Raw genomic sequence first — 15244 nt, forward strand, 5'->3', positions numbered from 1 at the left:
CCGATCAAGAAGGTAGAGCCGCCTGATCCGAGAGGACCACCGCCCATGAGTACCGCTGTCCGCGCCGCCGCCTTCACCGAGCCCGACCGCCCCAAGAACCTGCTGATCCGGTTCATCACGGTCGGCGGCAGCTACGTGGACGTCACCGGCCCCGGCGAGCACTCGGACAAGAACCGCTGGAACTGCCACGGCTGCGGAGACTTCTCCGACCGGCCCGAGGAAGACTTCCTGTTCTGCATCCGGCCGGACGCCAACAGCCACGCCGCCAACTGCCGCGCCATCCCGCTGCGGTGACCGGCTGCCGTCTGCGCGCCGCCCTGCTGATCGCCGCCGCCGTCCCGTTCGCCGCCGTGTCCGTGCTCAAGGCCGGCCACTGGCGGCTGTACGCCGACCGGCACCGCATCGAACTGACGCCCCGGCCCCGCCGCTCCTGCCCCGACTGCCGGGGCGCAGGCGGCTGGTGGGTCGGCGGCGCGAACCCGGAGATGGAGGCGTGCGGCTGCTGGTCGGACCGGCGCGAGCTGCGCGTCCGGCTCCTGCCCGTTCCGGCCTGGCCGGACAACGAGCCCCCGTTCTGAACGACCCGACCCCGGCCACGCCGGCCGGGGTCGGGACCGCCGGGTGGCCGCGCATCGGCAAAGGGCCGGCCACCCGCTCCCTCACCCTCTTCGAGATCAGGAGACCTCCAGCATGCATCGTCCCGCCGTCTTCGCCGCCCTGCTTGGACTGACCCGCGCCGCCAGCGCGGTCGGCGACTTCTGGGTCCAGAACGACTTCTGCGCCCGCGTGAAGGGCGCCTCCGACGACGCCCCGGTGACCTACGAGGACCCGGCCACCAAGGAGAAGACCACCCACGGCACCGCCGACGGCCGCAAGGCGTGCCTGCACCACTGCGTCACCTACACCGCCACCCAGGCGGTCGTCGCCGGGCTCGGGGCCCGCGCGCTGGGCATTCGGGTCCACCCCGGCGCGGCCGCGGCCGCGCTCGCCCTGTCCTTCGGCACGCACTACATCGCGGACCGCCGCGTGCCCGGCCACGGCGTCATGGAGAAGCTCGCCGACAAGACCGGCAAGACCGACTTCTACAAGCTGGCCTCGCACGGAATGAACGGCGCCTTCCACCTCGACAACTCCTGGCACCACGGCTGGGAGACCGTCGCCGCGCTCATTGCCACGGCCAAGGCCACCACCCGGTGACCAGCCAGCCCCGGACGCGACTGGAACGCGCCCGCGCCTCGGTCGGGATCGCCTCGCTGGCCCTCCAGCAGATCGAGGACGACCTTCGCGCCGACGACGTCGACCAGGAGGAGCTCGCCGCGATCCTGCGCGAGCTCATCGAGGACACCGACCCGGCCGGCGGCTTCCTCGCGGCCCTGGCGCAGCTGCTCACCGCCGCCGCGCGCCGTGCCGAGCAGATCGAGCCTGACCGCGACGGAGACGCCTCCTGCCCGTTGCACGAGGCCGCCGCCCTGATCACCGACGACGCCGGGCAGCGCCTGATCTGGTCTGCCCGCGCCCTTCACCCGCAAGGAGACAGCTGAGATGGCGAGCGCGAAGGCGACGGACCCGCCCCGGGGGCAGTGCACGCAGTGCTGGTTCCACGCGTACGCCAGCCGCGAGGCCCACGCCGGGCTCGGTCCGCGCGAGGACTGCCCGCAGTGCGTGGACCACATGAAAGGCGGCCACCCCGCCCACATGATCGTCCGCTGACGGCGCGCGAAGCCGTCCCGTTCACCCACCACGCCGGGCAGCGCGTCCACCGAGCTGCCCGGCACCCTCACCCCTCCAAGGAGTCCGTATGACCGCGCCGTACTACCCGCAGATGCCCGAGAACAGCCTGGTCGTCCTCATCGGCCCCGCCGGGGCCGGGAAGACCACCATCGCGAACACCTGGCCCGCCTCGCAGGTCCTGTCCCTGGACGCGCTCCGCGAGACGGTCAGCGACGACGCGGGCGACCAGGACGCCACCGCCGACGCGGTCGCCGCCCTGCACCTGCTCCTGGAGGCGAGGATGCGCCGCCGGCTGTTCACGGTCGTCGACGCAACCAACGTCACCGAGGCGGCCAGGCGGCCGCTGGTCGCCGCAGCCAAGCGGCACAACATGCTCCCCATCGCGCTCCTGGTCGCCACCCCCAGCACGGTGTGCGTGGACCGGCAGGGCGCGCGGCCGGCCAACCGCCGCGTGCCGGAGGAAGTGGTCATCCGGCAGCGCAAGGACATGGTCGACTCACAGCGCCGCGGCCTCAAAGCGGAGGGCTTCACCGAGGTCGTCTACTCCGAGAGCCTCTACCGGCTGCTTCCGTTCCTGGAGCGCCTGAGCGGGGCCCGGCAGGCCGACCTCGGCCTGGACGGCAGCGACGGCCTCGGTGACCTGAACCTCGTGGCCCGGATGTTCGGCGAGGAGATCGTGCCGCTGTGGCAGTGGAAGCCCGGCTCGAACGTCGCCGGCGGCGACCGCGTCGCAGAGGTCCGCCTCGGTCAGATGTACCTCACCCTCGCCCTGCGCACCGACGTGGACGGCGAGGGCGACGTCGGGTTCGACGTCATGGTGCCGTGCCCGCACGACGACGAATGCGACGGCTACGCCTGGGTGCCCGCCTACAGCGTCACCTGCCTGTTCCGCGCGCTCAACGGCGACCTGGACGACGACGAGACATCGTCTGCACCGTCCACGACCAGGACGACGACCCCGACGGGCGCGCCGACCTCGAGGAGCAGGCCCTCGAAGCGATCCGAGGCTGACGGATCCTCCGTGCTGCCCCAGCCCCGGCCCACCGCCGGAGGCCGGGGCGGTCGCGGTGGTCCCTCAACCGCCGCGATCACGAGAGGAGACGGACGTCATGACCCTGCCCTACTTCGAGGTCGACGTCCCCATACGGAGCACCGAGACCCCCGGCCTGGAAGGCGTGCACGTCTTCACCGGCCAGGCCGACAGCCGTAGCGCCGCCATGAAGGCCGCGCACGAGGTCTACGACGCGGCACGCGCCGCGGCGGAGGCCGGACTTGAGATTCCCCACGGGCGCCCGGACGGCTGGGGTGCCTGCGGATACCGGCCCGGCTGGGAGCTCGACTGGCCCGCCGCGAAGGCCGGCCCCTGGAGGAGCCCGTACAGCTGGCTCAACTCCAGCCCCTTCGAGCTGTAGCTCTGCCCCGGGACAGGCGTCCAGGCGTGGAAACCGTCGCCTGCCCCGGGCCCACCCAACCCGTACGAGACGAGAGGGAGATCCTCAGTATGGACTCCGTCCTGCACCACCGGGGCCGAATCGGCTCGCGCACCCTCCTGCTGACGACCGCCGCCGTGCCGCTGACCGGCTGGGCGGTGCACGCCGTCGCGCTGCACAAGCGGTTCGCCGCCACGCGGAAGGACCCGCTGACCGGACTCTTGCGCCGCGACGCCTACACCGCCCGCGCCCGCCGGATCCTCGCCCGGCACGGCGACAGCGTGACCGTGGTCATGGTCGACGCCGACCACTTCAAGCAGATCAACGACACGGCCGGGCACCCGGGCGGGGACGCCGTGCTCGCCGCGTTCGGCGCCCGGATCACCGCGTGGGCGGGCCCGCGCGCCGCTGCGGGCCGCCTCGGAGGCGATGAGTTCGCGGTCGTACTGCAGTTGCCCGCCGGCCGTCGCGAGCAGCGCCTCGCGCAGCTGGTCCAGATGCTGCACACGCCGGTCACCCTGGACGACGGCCGCACCCTCAAAGTCGCCGCCTCGGTCGGCGCCGCAGCCCCCGACATCCTCGGCACCCGCGACCTGACCGGCCTGCAGAGGGCGGCCGACACCGCGCTGTACGACGGCAAGCACTCCGGCCGCGCGGTCCTCGCCACCCCCGCGCACACCACGGTCCCGCCCATCAACGGACGCCGGGCGGGCAGGCCGGGCACGGCCGTGTGGGGGCGGGCCGCATGAGCACCGCGACCCTGCCCGAGGGCGACTGGATCCGGGGCATCAGCATCCGGCAGCCATGCGCGGCCTGCATCCTCGCCGGGGCCAAGACGGTGGAGAACCGGCCCACGCGGTGGCGGCCCGGCTGGGTGCTGCTGCACACGAGCAAGACCATCGACCGGCCCGCCCTGCGAACTCCGCTGATCGGCCGCACGATCCGCGACCGCCAGCTGGTCACCGGCGCCGTGGTCGGCGTCGCCCGGATCACCGACTGCCACCAAGACCCCGACGGTGCGCCGCCCTGCTCGGAGTGGGCGCACCCGGGCGCCTGGCACCTGGTGCTCGACGACGTCCAGGAGCTCCCCCTGCCCGTCCCCGCGCGCGGGCAGGTCGTGCCCTGGAAGCCGACGCCGGGCCTGCTGGAGCGCGTGTTCCAGCAGCTGCCCGCCTTCCGGCCGTGACCCGCAGGGGACGCGCGAAGAAGGAGAAGCCGCCGTTCGAGCCGGGCCTGATTCCGGCTCCCGGCGAGCTTCTCGTCTGGCGCGACGGCCAGCACTTCGACCGCTGGCAGGACCTCCCCTGCACGCTGTGCGGCCAGCCCACGCACATGCGCTCCCACTCCGGTGAGCCCGTGCACAAGGCATGCGCGGAGGACTGGATCACCGCCAACCCCGTTGAGGCCCGCCTCGGGCGGTTCGCCTCCGACCTCGCGCCGAAGCCCAAGTCCAAGAAGGGCCAAGGCGACCACGCCTGACCTCCACCTGGAGGACCCATGAGCAGCACCGACCGCGACGTCGACCACGCCCTCGCCTACCCCGAGCCGCCCGCCTCCCCGCTCTGGCACCGCCATGGCACGAAGGCCCGCCCGCTCACCGAAGCCCAGCAGCGGCGCAACCGCGAGCTGCTGGACATCGCCCAGCGCACCACCCGACCCCGCTCCCCTCGCCCCACCAAGACCCTGGCGGAGGCCAACTGATGGACACCAAGCACTGCGCCGTCGACGGCTGGGTCGACGCGATTCCCGTCCCCGGACCGCGCGACACCGTCACCTTCGACCTGGTCGTCCGGCCCGCCGACATCGACGCGCTCGACGACGACGCCCCCGACACGGTCATCACCTGCACCAGCGGTGACCCCCGAATCACCCACGAGCTGCTGAACGGCATACAGCCCGGCGACCTGCTGCGCGCGACCGGCACCCTGGTCCAGCCGCCGACGCCCGGCGAGCACGCCCGGCTCACCGTCGACGCCCTGGAGGTTCTGGACACCACACTGGTCCCCGTCCTACGGGAGACGGTGCTCGACAGGTACGGCGACTACGTCGTGATCTTCGACGGAGACACGGACGCCGTGCCCGTCTTCACCGCGCACGGGCAGTGGGTCGGCCTGGCGGACAACCCCGACGCCATCGCCACCCTCATCGACATCCACGAGCGCGTGAACGGCGGCGACGCCTGATGGCCACCACCACCGCGCACGCCACCCGGACCATCCTGGAGCGGTTCCCCGCCGGAGCTCCCCGCGGCTCCTGGCCGGCCGAAGAGTACGCAGCCGCCCAACGCGCCCAGGGCACCAACGCCCAGGTCGTGATGGACCTGCCCAGCGACCAGTTCCTCGTGGTCACCGACACCACCACCCAGTAGCACCACCCCGGAGCGCCGCCCCCGCCCTTCCCGGCCGGTCGCGGCGCTCCGTGTGTTCCCGCCCCTCACCACCGAGCAGGAGGCTCACCCTTGCGCCCGATCCGTCTGACCTCGTTCGGCTACCTGCACTTGCCCACCGGCCCGGACGGCTCCCCCGTCCCGCCCGCCGCCGACCGGATCGAAGACGTCCGCGACCGGCTCCGCGACCCCGCCGCCGCCCGCGACATCCTCGACCTCGACGGCCTCAACCCCCGCGTCCAGGACGTCGTCCTCGCAACCCCCGGCGCCCGCGAGCTACTCGCCAACCTCGCCGACTACGCCGACCTGCCCGCCGGCCCCAGCCGCATCGCCATCGGTTGCGCGGGCGGCAGGCACAGGGCCAGCGGTCTTACCGAACTCCTGGCCCGAGAACTCCGCGACCGCGGCCGCGAGGTCGTAGTCGAGCACCTGCACGTCCATCTGCCGCGCGTCCTCAAGACACCCGCCAGCCCCAGCACCGCCAACACCGAGCAGGAGACCGCCCGATGATCCGTCGCTTCCGCCGCTGCGGCCACGGCCCCGGCACCCTCACACCCGAGGACCAGGCCATCGTCGACCAGTTCCGCGCGATGCTCACCGCCCTGCGCAACCCCGAGCCCTGGACGCCCGGCAGCGCCCGGGACATCGCCGTGCGCATCGGCCCGTTCGTGGAACGTGCGCACACCCGACCTGGCGACGACCACGGCCCCGAGATGATCGCCGTCGCCCTGGTCCACCCCGACACCCCGCACGCCAGCGCCTACCTCCAGGGCCGCCAGCTCGTCTACACCGAGCGCGGCTGGCTGCGCTGCGAAACGAGCGCGATCCTCGGCTTCTGGCAGCCCGGCTACGCGATGCTCACCCACGCCGCCGCCGGCCTGCCCCTGCCCGACGACGTCGGCATGGAACCCGCGCACTACGCCCTCTACATCGAGGCCCGCAAACGCAACGACAGCCGCGACGGCTACACCCTGCTGCGCATCGGCCCCTACACCCAGGCCCGGCACGCCCAGCAGGACTACGACCTGCTCACCGCCGCACTGGAGGGGAGGGAGACCACCCTCGTGCCCGGACACTGCGTTTCTGCAAGGCTCGGGCCGTTCGACGTGAGCGACCACGACCTGTTCGCCGACCCGTACGAGACTGACGCCGTGGCGCTCCTGGACACGGCTGTCGAAGGGATGAGCACCGAGTGACCACCGTCCCCACCTCCCCCACCGACAGGAATCTGGACGCCGCGCTCCGCAGTCGCCGGCGAGATCGCCCGCACTGGTGGCAAAGCGTCCCTGCTGCTGGCCATTACTCGACTGAGCTGACGTCGTAGCTCAGCACGGCGCAAAGCGCTCCATACCGCTCCTAGCACACTGCACCGCTAGCGTCGCAACCGTTCAAGGCCCCGGAGACGAGTCCCCCTCGTCTCCGGGGCCTTTTCGCGTTTCTGGCCCTCCCACCGCGCACGTCCACTCCCGTGCCCTGTAGCGGTTCCGGACCTGTCATTCAAGGAAAGGACGGCCCTGAATCCGCACGAAGTCCCAGGCCATGACTCTCGAATACGGCTTCGCCGGCTGTCATGGTTCCTCCGCCGTCGGGCTTGCGGAGCTAACCCACCCGTCCCTCACTGTGCTGGGCACCAGCCCCGGCTGCCGTGCAGCACGCACCCCAAGACGTAAGGGACGGGACTGCTCCATGCTCCGCTCACTCGCCAGCCCGGCGAGTACACCGACTGAAGGAACCGACGTGCCCGACCACAACACCCCGACCCCCGACCCGGCCACCCCGTCCGACCCGGCCCCCGTCTCACCCCCGCGGCCGCAGCCCACCTCCCCCGCGCTACTCGTCGGGATCGGCCTCGTTGCCGCATTCCTCATCGGCTTCATGGCGGTGTTCTTCGGCTATCTCTCCTGGCAGCACCCCGCGGCCGCAGAACCGCTGCAGGTCGCCGCCGCCTGGGCCGGTGTCGGCTCCACCGTCCTGTTCGCCCTGCTCGCCATGGCGGCCCGGCGATGACGAACCCCCAGCACCTTCACAGCGTGGAAACCGGCCCTCTAGTCCGATCACCGCAGCCGAGCACCCAGCCGACCACAACCGCGTCGACAGAGCCCGGCACGCCCCATCCGCGTCACGTCCTGGTCGCCGCCGGCGGCGACCGAGTTCCCCTGGGCGACGTCAACGGACTAGGCAACGTGGGCCGCGACCGCGGCTACCGCGAGAGCGCCGTCGTCAGCGATGGCAAAGCCTTCTACGAAGCCCTGCGCACGGGCCGGCCCCTGCATCCCATCACCTACGTACGCCCGGACCTGGGCGTCATGGCTGGCGGCTCCCACTATCGGCGCCACCCCGGACATGCTCCAGGCCACCTACCGCATGCAGCAGCACCGCCAGGCCCTTGCCCTGGCCGTCTGCCTCGCCCCAATCACCCCCACCCACGATCTGGTCGTCCTCAACAGCGCGCCCGAGCCCCCACTGCGGCAGTTGGCCCTGTCCGCAGCCCGGCTGATGTATCGCTCCCACCCGCTCCGACAAGGCGAGCATCACGGCCTCTGCAGCATCAGCCGCCGGTTTCAGCTGGTCCGCCGCACCGTCGACGCTCTCGAGGTCCTAGATACCGTCGGCACGGACAGCTTGCCTACTCCGGCCGTGCCCACGTTCGCCGCTCCGGCACTCATCGTCGTTCCTGGCTCCTCACACTGGACGGAGCTGGCAACCTCCCTGGTAGCAGTGGCCATTTGGGCGTTCCTCGCCTGGCGTGGCCGCCCCGGTGGGCCCCCGGTGTCCTGACACTTTGAGGGCCGATGTCCCCTCGGCTCTCGTCGTGATCTGCGTGCATCCGCGCGACGAAACGGCTGCACATCCACCGCTCACTGTCACGTTTCCCGGGCGACGATCCCCATTTCGTCGCCCGGGAAAGCCACACGCAAGGGAGAAACGCCACGATGGGGAACACCTTTTCGCAGCCGACGTGCAAACAGTGCGGCAAGGAACGACGCTTTCAGGCCACAGGGCGGCCCGGCGAGTACTGCAGTACCGCCTGCCGACAGCGAGCCCGCCGGCAACGACAGGCTGCCTCCCAGCCTCCAGACACCGAGGAGTTCGATCAGGCCCTGCGCGTCCAGCTCAACCAAATCATTCACCTGTCCCGGGACATGCTGCTCGCCCTCGACCAGCCCGGCGCCGCCGTCACGGCTCCGCTGGAGCAGATGGCACGCCTCCAGGTACTCGCTGACCGCCTCACTCCCAGCATGGTGGCCCGCAGCAAGCGTCGGGGAGCCTCCTGGGAAGCGATCGGAACCTCGCTCGGGATGAGCAAGGACACCGCCCGCAAGAAGTGGGCGTCGGTCCGCCGCACACCCGGTCCACGCCGCATCCCCTCCCCCGCCGCCCCATCGCCTCCGTCATCACCACCAGGCCCCTCAACGGCCAGCACGCACAACCTCGACGCCAGCGCAGGTCCTGCCTCAGCGCCCATGACCACGGTCCCTCCAGCGACACTCGCCGGACAGGACCTTGCCAACATCCTCAGCAGCCTTCAGCGCGCCTCCGGACTCAGCCTGCGTGCTCTGGCCACCCGCACCGGTCTCTCCGCCGGCCATCTTTCCCGCATGATGTCCGGCGAGCGCTTCCCCTCCTGGAAACACGTCGCCGCACTGGCCCGCGCCTGCGGCGCCGACCCCGAAGTCCTGCGCCGCGTCTGGGAAACCTCCAGCGCACGCCGCGACAGTCAGGCCCGACCCACCTCGCTCGCTTCCGCCTTGCGGTTTCTCCACTTGCGCGCCGGAAGCCCAACGCCCTGGGCCATTGCCATCACCAGTGGCAACCAACTCGACCAGGACCGCATCACAGCCCTCCTCGACGGAACGGCAACAGGTGACTGGGAGGAGATCCAGCGTCTCGTACAACTTCTGGACGGTGAGCCCACGTACTTCCACCCCTTATGGGAAGCCGAAATCCGCTCCCAGCCCGTCACGCCACAACCAGCTGTAGTCAAGTCGACGGCCCAGGAGGAGACCTCGACGGCCAGCACCCGGGTCGAAGACCTCCTCATCGCCTTCCGCGACGCGTTGGGCGGCACCTCACGAGCCCCCGCCTACTCCCCCGTCCGCCGCTGCCTCGCCACTCCCATACATCCGGCGAGATAGGCAACACCTCTGGCTCACACATGCACGTCGGGGATCCACCGGCTGCCCGGCAGTTGTGCAACCAGCCGAACGCTCACTTCCTACTGGCCATGACCAGTCGGCGGCCCAATGGCATGCGGCCGTCGGCGTCTCATGCGCGGGTGAGCGCAGAGAAACGGGCTGGGTTCTGTTGCGTGATCAGGGCATCTGCGAGGGCAGCCACCCAAGTGCTTCCGCCGGCGTCGCCCACCGACTTGGACGGGTATCACCTTGAGCCCCGTCATCAACTGGGCAGCGAGGTGAGGCGGCTGGCGGCACACCCTTTCATTGAGGCCGGCCGACCTGGACGGTGGAGGTCACGTCCACACTTGAGGCTTCGCAGGGGGCCCATCCACAGCAGATGGGCCCCCTGCGTAGTTGGAATGCAGCTGAGTCAGACAGTCCGTTCAGCGGCATGCTCAGCAAACGATCGCGCCAGCTCACCTGCCCGGGCCGGGTCTCTGTCGAGTGCCTTGCTGTGCAGCAGCCTCAGGAGCGCGAAGAAGTCGTCATTCGTCTTCACTCTGACGTCCAGCAGCAACGCGAGTTCTCCGGGCTTGTCGAACGGCACCCGGCGGGCTTGCTGCTCTCGGCTCGCTTCCCTGTCCTTGGGCGAGGCGGAGTCGGCGCGTGGCTCGGGGACGAGATCTGCCGCTGCCGCTGCCGAACTCACGGTTCGACCCTCGTCGGTTGCCCTCGCGCCCTGGCTGTTGTTAGCCGAGTCACCTTCCGCGGAATCGGTGATTACGTCGTAATCACTGCCAGGGCTACTGGTCGTGTCCTCGCCAGTATCTGACGTCTGCCGCGTCGCGCGGCGGCTCGACGTACGGGCCGCCTCTTTGGCTGCTCGCTCGGCTTTGAGCTCGTCCAGGGCTGCTGCCTGGTGTTCCACGGGCTTGTTGCCGACTGCGCGCAGCAGGTCGATGGGTTCCTGACCGATGCGGGCTTGGAGTTCCGGGGTCAGGTTGAGCAGGGCAAGGCGCTGGGAGACCCAGCCCTGGGAACGGTGGAGACGCTTGGCGAGGGCTCGCTGGCTGCCGTGGATCTCCAGCAGGCGCTGGAGCGCGCGGGCTTCGTCGAGTTCTTCGAGGGCCTGACGGTGGATGTTGGCCACGAGGGCGGATTCGAGGAGCTCTTCTGGGGTCGAGCCCTGGTTGTCGCTGACCATGACCGCGAGCGTGTCGAGGCCGGCCTCGCGGGCTGCGGCGAGGCGGCTGCTGCCGTCGACAACAACGTGGGTGGTGTCCGGTTCGAGATCGGCTTCGCGTTCCGGGTTGGCCTTGACGTAGGCGTCGCGGTTCATCACCGTGACGGCCTGCTTCTGGCCGTGAGTCTTCAGGCTGCCGGCGAGGTCGGTGAGGTCCCCGAGGGTGGAGCGGGGGTTGTCCGGGTTGAGACTGATTCGATTGACGGGGAGTTCTGTGGGCGGGGCGATTCCCTCTGTGGGGACGCCCGTGGCGGCGGCGACGGCCTGACGGCGTGCGCTGACCGTGCGTACTCCCCCGCCGAACCGGCCGGAGCCCAGCTGATCGGCCTTGCTCACAGCACCTCCCTCGCCAGGGCCCGCATGCCGACGGCCTGCTGGGACTTGGGGGCGTAGGAGAGCAAGGGTTGCTTCACGCGTACTGCTTCTTTCTGTTCCTTGAGGTCTCCGATGAGTCCCACGACTCTCGGATCCTTTATGTCCACCCACCCCTGCAGGGAGGAAGTCGCGATGTATCCGCGGCGGGAGTCGTAGAGGTTGACCACGATGCCCAGGTAGTCGATGTCGACCTGAAGGTCGCCGCGCAGGTCGTCGATCTGAGTGGTGAGCAGTTCGTAGGCGTCGGCGGAGCTGTCCTCGGCCTGGACCACGATGAGGGCTCCGGACTGTCCGGGCTTCTCTCCGTCGCGCCGTCGGCCGTAGTAGGCCGCGGCGTCCATGCTGAGACCGAGGCTGGGAGGGCAGTCGACGATGATTACGTCGTAATCAGCTTCGAGCGGAGCGAGGGCACGCTCAAGGGCCGCTTCCCGGGCTCGGACCGCGGACAGGCGCACATCGAGCAGGAAGGCGTCGTTGCAGGCGGGCAGCAGGTGAAGGCGGCCGCCGAACGTATCGTCATCAACAGCAACGATGAGATCACGCAGGTCGCCCTTGGGATCTCCCGCCATGTGGTTGGTGAGGCTGTCGCCGTTCATCGGCAGTGGGCTGCCACCGAGCTGGTTGGTGAGGTGGCACTGCGGATCGAAGTCCACGAGGAGCACCCGCAGTCCCGGGCCGGGGAGGTTCTCGATGTCGAGCGGGTCTGCGGCCGCTTCGGCGTCATCGTGTGTCTCGCTCGCACGCAGTGCCTTGGTGAGTGCTTTGGCAACGCGTACGGGGTGCAGGGTGTTGCGGTCTTCCGCCAGGGCCTCGCCGAGCCCGGCCGTGATAGCGGTTTTGCCGACGCCGCCTTTCTGGTTGCAGACGACGATGCGCCGGGTGATCGCCGGTCGCTCGATGTCTGGGGCCGGGTTGGCGTCGAGCCACAACTGGACGGACTGCGCAAGGCCTTGAATGAGGGAGACACGCCGGTCTGCGGCAATCCGTCGGAACTCTTCCCACTGTCCGGAGGGCAGGAAGGTGGAGAAGGAGTCGGCGCCGGCAGTGTCGATGGTGGCGGGGGTGAAGGCGAGGCTGCACCAGTCGGTGATGCCCTGTTCGACGGCGGCCTGGATCTCGATGCCGTGCTGAGCGGCTCTGATTTTCAGGTTCTGCCGGAGCCATCCCGGCAGCTTGGAGACGACCTTGTCGCGGTCGCTGGAGGTGGCTGGCGAACTCATGGAGGAAACCATACTAACGTCCATGATCAATCACATCAGCGACACGTTAGTTAGACCAAGTTGATCAGAGGCGCCTCCGCCCCCAGGTGATTACGTCGTAATCACAACGCCTCCCGGTAGGACCACCCCTCACACGGTGATTACGGCGTAATCACCGTGGCTACGAAGCCAGGCAAGCTGTCCGTGCCGACGGTATCTAGGACCTCGAGAGCGTCGACGGTGCGGCGGACCAGCTGAAACCGGCGGCTGATGCTGCAGAGGCCGTGATGCTCGCCTTGTCGGAGCGGGTGGGAGCGATACATCAGCCGGGCTGCGGACAGGGCCAACTGCCGCAGTGGGGGCTCGGGCGCGCTGTTGAGGACGACCAGATCGTGGGTGGGGGTGATTGGGGCGAGGCAGACGGCCAGGGCAAGGGCCTGGCGGTGCTGCTGCATGCGGTAGGTGGCCTGGAGCATGTCCGGGGTGGCGCCGATAGTGGGAGCCGCCAGCCATGACGCCCAGGTCCGGGCGTACGTAGGTGATGGGATGCAGGGGCCGGCCCGTGCGCAGGGCTTCGTAGAAGGCTTTGCCATCGCTGACGACGGCGCTCTCGCGGTAGCCGCGGTCGCGGCCCACGTTGCCTAGTCCGTTGACGTCGCCCAGGGGAACTCGGTCGCCGCCGGCGGCGACCAGGACGTGACGCGGATGGGGCGTGCCGGGCTCTGTCGACGCGGTTGTGGTCGGCTGGGTGCTCGGCTGCGGTGATCGGACTAGAGGGCCGGTTTCCACGCTGTGAAGGTGCTGGGGGTTCGTCATCGCCGGGCCGCCATGGCGAGCAGGGCGAACAGGACGGTGGAGCCGACACCGGCCCAGGCGGCGGCGACCTGCAGCGGTTCTGCGGCCGCGGGGTGCTGCCAGGAGAGATAGCCGAAGAACACCGCCATGAAGCCGATGAGGAATGCGGCAACGAGGCCGATCCCGACGAGTAGCGCGGGGGAGGTGGGCTGCGGCCGCGGGGGTGAGACGGGGGCCGGGTCGGACGGGGTGGCCGGGTCGGGGGTCGGGGTGTTGTGGTCGGGCACGTCGGTTCCTTCAGTCGGTGTACTCGCCGGGCTGGCGAGTGAGCGGAGCATGGAGCAGTCCCGTCCCTTACGTCTTGGGGTGCGTGCTGCACGGCAGCCGGGGCTGGTGCCCAGCACAGTGAGGGACGGGTGGGTTAGCTCCGCAAGCCCGACGGCGGAGGAACCATGACAGCCGGCGAAGCCGTATTCGAGAGTCATGGCCTGGGACTTCGTGCGGATTCAGGGCCGTCCTTTCCTTGAATGACAGGTCCGGAACCGCTACAGGGCACGGGAGTGGACGTGCGCGGTGGGAGGGCCAGAAACGCGAAAAGGCCCCGGAGACGAGGGGGACTCGTCTCCGGGGCCTTGAACGGTTGCGACGCTAGCGGTGCAGTGTGCTAGGAGCGGTATGGAGCGCTTTGCGCCGTGCTGAGCTACGACGTCAGCTCAGTCGAGTAATGGCCAGCAGCAGGGACGCTTTGCCACCAGTGCGGGCGATCTCGCCGGCGACTGCGGAGCGCGGCGTCCAGATTCCTGTCGGTGGGGGAGGTGGGGACGGTGGTCACTCGGTGCTCATCCCTTCGACAGCCGTGTCCAGGAGCGCCACGGCGTCAGTCTCGTACGGGTCGGCGAACAGGTCGTGGTCGCTCACGTCGAACGGCCCGAGCCTTGCAGAAACGCAGTGTCCGGGCACGAGGGTGGTCTCCCTCCCCTCCAGTGCGGCGGTGAGCAGGTCGTAGTCCTGCTGGGCGTGCCGGGCCTGGGTGTAGGGGCCGATGCGCAGCAGGGTGTAGCCGTCGCGGCTGTCGTTGCGTTTGCGGGCCTCGATGTAGAGGGCGTAGTGCGCGGGTTCCATGCCGACGTCGTCGGGCAGGGGCAGGCCGGCGGCGGCGTGGGTGAGCATCGCGTAGCCGGGCTGCCAGAAGCCGAGGATCGCGCTCGTTTCGCAGCGCAGCCAGCCGCGCTCGGTGTAGACGAGCTGGCGGCCCTGGAGGTAGGCGCTGGCGTGCGGGGTGTCGGGGTGGACCAGGGCGACGGCGATCATCTCGGGGCCGTGGTCGTCGCCAGGTCGGGTGTGCGCACGTTCCACGAACGGGCCGATGCGCACGGCGATGTCCCGGGCGCTGCCGGGCGTCCAGGGCTCGGGGTTGCGCAGGGCGGTGAGCATCGCGCGGAACTGGTCGACGATGGCCTGGTCCTCGGGTGTGAGGGTGCCGGGGCCGTGGCCGCAGCGGCGGAAGCGACGGATCATCGGGCGGTCTCCTGCTCGGTGTTGGCGGTGCTGGGGCTGGCGGGTGTCTTGAGGACGCGCGGCAGATGGACGTGCAGGTGCTCGACTACGACCTCGCGGCCGCGGTCGCGGAGTTCTCGGGCCAGGAGTTCGGTAAGACCGCTGGCCCTGTGCCTGCCGCCCGCGCAACCGATGGCGATGCGGCTGGGGCCGGCGGGCAGGTCGGCGTAGTCGGCGAGGTTGGCGAGTAGCTCGCGGGCGCCGGGGGTTGCGAGGACGACGTCCTGGACGCGGGGGTTGAGGCCGTCGAGGTCGAGGATGTCGCGGGCGGCGGCGGGGTCGCGGAGCCGGTCGCGGACGTCTTCGATCCGGTCGGCGGCGGGCGGGACGGGGGAGCCGTCCGGGCCGGTGGGCAAGTGCAGGTAGCCGAACGAGGTCAGACGGATCGGGCGCAAGGGTGAGCCTCCTGC

23 protein-coding genes and 1 pseudogene are annotated in these 15244 nt (G+C 70.2%); 17 read left to right on the forward strand and 7 right to left on the reverse strand.

Features of this window, described 5'->3' with window-relative positions:
• Positions 1-45: 45 nt before the first annotated feature.
• The 16 genes and pseudogenes from FHX78_RS36410 to FHX78_RS36485 all read left to right on the forward strand — a co-directional run bounded on the left by FHX78_RS36410 (position 46) and on the right by FHX78_RS36485 (position 7554).
• Positions 46-294: a hypothetical protein gene (locus FHX78_RS36410; RefSeq protein ID WP_145872466.1), complete on the forward strand. Its 249-nt coding sequence runs from the start codon at positions 46-48 to the stop codon at positions 292-294.
• Positions 291-578, forward strand: a complete 288-nt coding sequence (locus FHX78_RS36415) for a hypothetical protein (RefSeq protein ID WP_145872467.1) — start codon at positions 291-293, stop codon at positions 576-578. The genes FHX78_RS36410 and FHX78_RS36415 overlap by 4 nt, the downstream gene beginning before the upstream one ends.
• A gap of 112 nt (positions 579-690) precedes the next feature.
• Entirely contained in the window at positions 691-1197 is a 507-nt protein-coding gene (locus tag FHX78_RS36420) for a hypothetical protein (protein WP_145872468.1), read from the forward strand.
• Positions 1194-1541, forward strand: coding sequence for a hypothetical protein (locus tag FHX78_RS37245; protein ID WP_189908778.1), 348 nt, complete (start codon positions 1194-1196; stop codon positions 1539-1541). Before FHX78_RS36420 ends, FHX78_RS37245 begins: the two co-directional genes overlap by 4 nt.
• Position 1542: 1 nt before the next feature.
• A complete protein-coding gene (locus FHX78_RS36430) occupies positions 1543-1710 on the forward strand; it encodes a pRL2-8 (RefSeq protein WP_145872469.1) in 168 nt (55 codons plus the stop codon).
• A gap of 88 nt (positions 1711-1798) precedes the next feature.
• Positions 1799-2742 (forward strand): annotated as a pseudogene (locus FHX78_RS36435) (AAA family ATPase).
• 98 nt (positions 2743-2840) lie between these two features.
• Complete coding sequence (locus FHX78_RS36440; RefSeq protein ID WP_145872470.1) at positions 2841-3143, forward strand: hypothetical protein; 303 nt, start codon at positions 2841-2843, stop codon at positions 3141-3143.
• A gap of 89 nt (positions 3144-3232) precedes the next feature.
• Positions 3233-3910, forward strand: a complete 678-nt coding sequence (locus tag FHX78_RS36445) for a GGDEF domain-containing protein (protein ID WP_145872471.1) — start codon at positions 3233-3235, stop codon at positions 3908-3910.
• Positions 3907-4347 carry an ASCH domain-containing protein gene (locus tag FHX78_RS36450; protein ID WP_145872472.1) on the forward strand — a complete coding sequence of 147 codons (441 nt, stop codon included), beginning with the start codon at positions 3907-3909 and terminating at the stop codon, positions 4345-4347. The genes FHX78_RS36445 and FHX78_RS36450 overlap by 4 nt, the downstream gene beginning before the upstream one ends.
• A complete protein-coding gene (locus tag FHX78_RS36455) occupies positions 4344-4640 on the forward strand; it encodes a hypothetical protein (protein WP_145872473.1) in 297 nt (98 codons plus the stop codon). Before FHX78_RS36450 ends, FHX78_RS36455 begins: the two co-directional genes overlap by 4 nt.
• A gap of 18 nt (positions 4641-4658) precedes the next feature.
• Positions 4659-4862 carry a hypothetical protein gene (locus FHX78_RS36460; RefSeq protein ID WP_145872474.1) on the forward strand — a complete coding sequence of 68 codons (204 nt, stop codon included), beginning with the start codon at positions 4659-4661 and terminating at the stop codon, positions 4860-4862.
• Positions 4862-5344, forward strand: a complete 483-nt coding sequence (locus FHX78_RS36465) for a hypothetical protein (RefSeq protein WP_145872475.1) — start codon at positions 4862-4864, stop codon at positions 5342-5344. The genes FHX78_RS36460 and FHX78_RS36465 overlap by 1 nt, the downstream gene beginning before the upstream one ends.
• Positions 5344-5529: a hypothetical protein gene (locus FHX78_RS36470; RefSeq protein ID WP_145872476.1), complete on the forward strand. Its 186-nt coding sequence runs from the start codon at positions 5344-5346 to the stop codon at positions 5527-5529. The genes FHX78_RS36465 and FHX78_RS36470 overlap by 1 nt, the downstream gene beginning before the upstream one ends.
• Before the next feature lie 90 nt (positions 5530-5619).
• Complete coding sequence (locus FHX78_RS36475; protein ID WP_145872477.1) at positions 5620-6057, forward strand: RapZ C-terminal domain-containing protein; 438 nt, start codon at positions 5620-5622, stop codon at positions 6055-6057.
• Complete coding sequence (locus tag FHX78_RS36480) at positions 6054-6743, forward strand: hypothetical protein (RefSeq protein WP_145872478.1); 690 nt, start codon at positions 6054-6056, stop codon at positions 6741-6743. Before FHX78_RS36475 ends, FHX78_RS36480 begins: the two co-directional genes overlap by 4 nt.
• A 541-nt stretch (positions 6744-7284) precedes the next feature.
• Complete coding sequence (locus FHX78_RS36485) at positions 7285-7554, forward strand: hypothetical protein (protein ID WP_145872479.1); 270 nt, start codon at positions 7285-7287, stop codon at positions 7552-7554.
• An 857-nt stretch (positions 7555-8411) separates the two neighbouring features.
• Here FHX78_RS36485 and FHX78_RS37105 read toward each other — a convergent pair.
• Complete coding sequence (locus FHX78_RS37105; RefSeq protein WP_167532039.1) at positions 8412-8669, reverse strand: hypothetical protein; 258 nt, start codon at positions 8667-8669, stop codon at positions 8412-8414.
• A gap of 342 nt (positions 8670-9011) precedes the next feature.
• Between FHX78_RS37105 and FHX78_RS37110 the strand changes: the two genes are divergently transcribed.
• Positions 9012-9683 carry a helix-turn-helix domain-containing protein gene (locus FHX78_RS37110; protein ID WP_167532040.1) on the forward strand — a complete coding sequence of 224 codons (672 nt, stop codon included), beginning with the start codon at positions 9012-9014 and terminating at the stop codon, positions 9681-9683.
• A 412-nt stretch (positions 9684-10095) separates the two neighbouring features.
• Here FHX78_RS37110 and FHX78_RS36495 read toward each other — a convergent pair whose 3' ends face one another.
• The 6 genes from FHX78_RS36495 to FHX78_RS36520 all read right to left on the reverse strand — a co-directional run bounded on the left by FHX78_RS36495 (position 10096) and on the right by FHX78_RS36520 (position 15229).
• Positions 10096-11244: a ParB/RepB/Spo0J family partition protein gene (locus tag FHX78_RS36495; protein ID WP_145872481.1), complete on the reverse strand. Its 1149-nt coding sequence runs from the start codon at positions 11242-11244 to the stop codon at positions 10096-10098.
• Entirely contained in the window at positions 11241-12503 is a 1263-nt protein-coding gene (locus tag FHX78_RS36500) for a ParA family protein (protein ID WP_145872482.1), read from the reverse strand. The genes FHX78_RS36495 and FHX78_RS36500 overlap by 4 nt, the downstream gene beginning before the upstream one ends.
• 140 nt (positions 12504-12643) lie before the next feature.
• Entirely contained in the window at positions 12644-12958 is a 315-nt protein-coding gene (locus FHX78_RS36505) for a hypothetical protein (protein WP_145872483.1), read from the reverse strand.
• Positions 12959-13294: 336 nt separating this feature from the next.
• On the reverse strand, positions 13295-13564 hold the full coding sequence (locus FHX78_RS36510) for a hypothetical protein (RefSeq protein ID WP_145872479.1): 270 nt from the start codon (positions 13562-13564) through the stop codon (positions 13295-13297).
• A gap of 541 nt (positions 13565-14105) precedes the next feature.
• Entirely contained in the window at positions 14106-14795 is a 690-nt protein-coding gene (locus tag FHX78_RS36515) for a hypothetical protein (RefSeq protein ID WP_145872478.1), read from the reverse strand.
• The gene (locus FHX78_RS36520) at positions 14792-15229 is read right to left on the reverse strand and encodes a RapZ C-terminal domain-containing protein (protein ID WP_145872477.1); all 438 of its coding nucleotides are present in this window, start codon (positions 15227-15229) and stop codon (positions 14792-14794) included. Before FHX78_RS36520 ends, FHX78_RS36515 begins: the two co-directional genes overlap by 4 nt.
• Between the last annotated feature and the right edge of the window lie 15 nt (positions 15230-15244).

The sequence above is a fragment of the Streptomyces capillispiralis genome (genome assembly GCF_007829875.1).
GTDB lineage: Bacteria > Actinomycetota > Actinomycetes > Streptomycetales > Streptomycetaceae > Streptomyces > Streptomyces capillispiralis.

What these genes read in the sequence shown, in the direction of transcription:
- FHX78_RS36410 (WP_145872466.1), top strand. Translation starts at nt 46, where the DNA reads ATGAGTACCGCTGTCCGCGCCGCCGCCTTCACCGAGCCCGACCGCCCC.
- FHX78_RS36420 (WP_145872468.1), top strand. Translation starts at nt 691, where the DNA reads ATGCATCGTCCCGCCGTCTTCGCCGCCCTGCTTGGACTGACCCGCGCC.
- FHX78_RS36430 (WP_145872469.1), top strand. Translation starts at nt 1,543, where the DNA reads ATGGCGAGCGCGAAGGCGACGGACCCGCCCCGGGGGCAGTGCACGCAG.
- FHX78_RS36440 (WP_145872470.1), top strand. Translation starts at nt 2,841, where the DNA reads ATGACCCTGCCCTACTTCGAGGTCGACGTCCCCATACGGAGCACCGAG.
- FHX78_RS36445 (WP_145872471.1), top strand. Translation starts at nt 3,233, where the DNA reads ATGGACTCCGTCCTGCACCACCGGGGCCGAATCGGCTCGCGCACCCTC.
- FHX78_RS36450 (WP_145872472.1), top strand. Translation starts at nt 3,907, where the DNA reads ATGAGCACCGCGACCCTGCCCGAGGGCGACTGGATCCGGGGCATCAGC.
- FHX78_RS36460 (WP_145872474.1), top strand. Translation starts at nt 4,659, where the DNA reads ATGAGCAGCACCGACCGCGACGTCGACCACGCCCTCGCCTACCCCGAG.
- FHX78_RS36465 (WP_145872475.1), top strand. Translation starts at nt 4,862, where the DNA reads ATGGACACCAAGCACTGCGCCGTCGACGGCTGGGTCGACGCGATTCCC.
- FHX78_RS36470 (WP_145872476.1), top strand. Translation starts at nt 5,344, where the DNA reads ATGGCCACCACCACCGCGCACGCCACCCGGACCATCCTGGAGCGGTTC.
- FHX78_RS36480 (WP_145872478.1), top strand. Translation starts at nt 6,054, where the DNA reads ATGATCCGTCGCTTCCGCCGCTGCGGCCACGGCCCCGGCACCCTCACA.
- FHX78_RS37110 (WP_167532040.1), top strand. Translation starts at nt 9,012, where the DNA reads ATGACCACGGTCCCTCCAGCGACACTCGCCGGACAGGACCTTGCCAAC.
- FHX78_RS36500 (WP_145872482.1), bottom strand. Translation starts at nt 12,503, where the DNA reads ATGAGTTCGCCAGCCACCTCCAGCGACCGCGACAAGGTCGTCTCCAAG.
- FHX78_RS36505 (WP_145872483.1), bottom strand. Translation starts at nt 12,958, where the DNA reads ATGCTCCAGGCCACCTACCGCATGCAGCAGCACCGCCAGGCCCTTGCC.
- FHX78_RS36515 (WP_145872478.1), bottom strand. Translation starts at nt 14,795, where the DNA reads ATGATCCGTCGCTTCCGCCGCTGCGGCCACGGCCCCGGCACCCTCACA.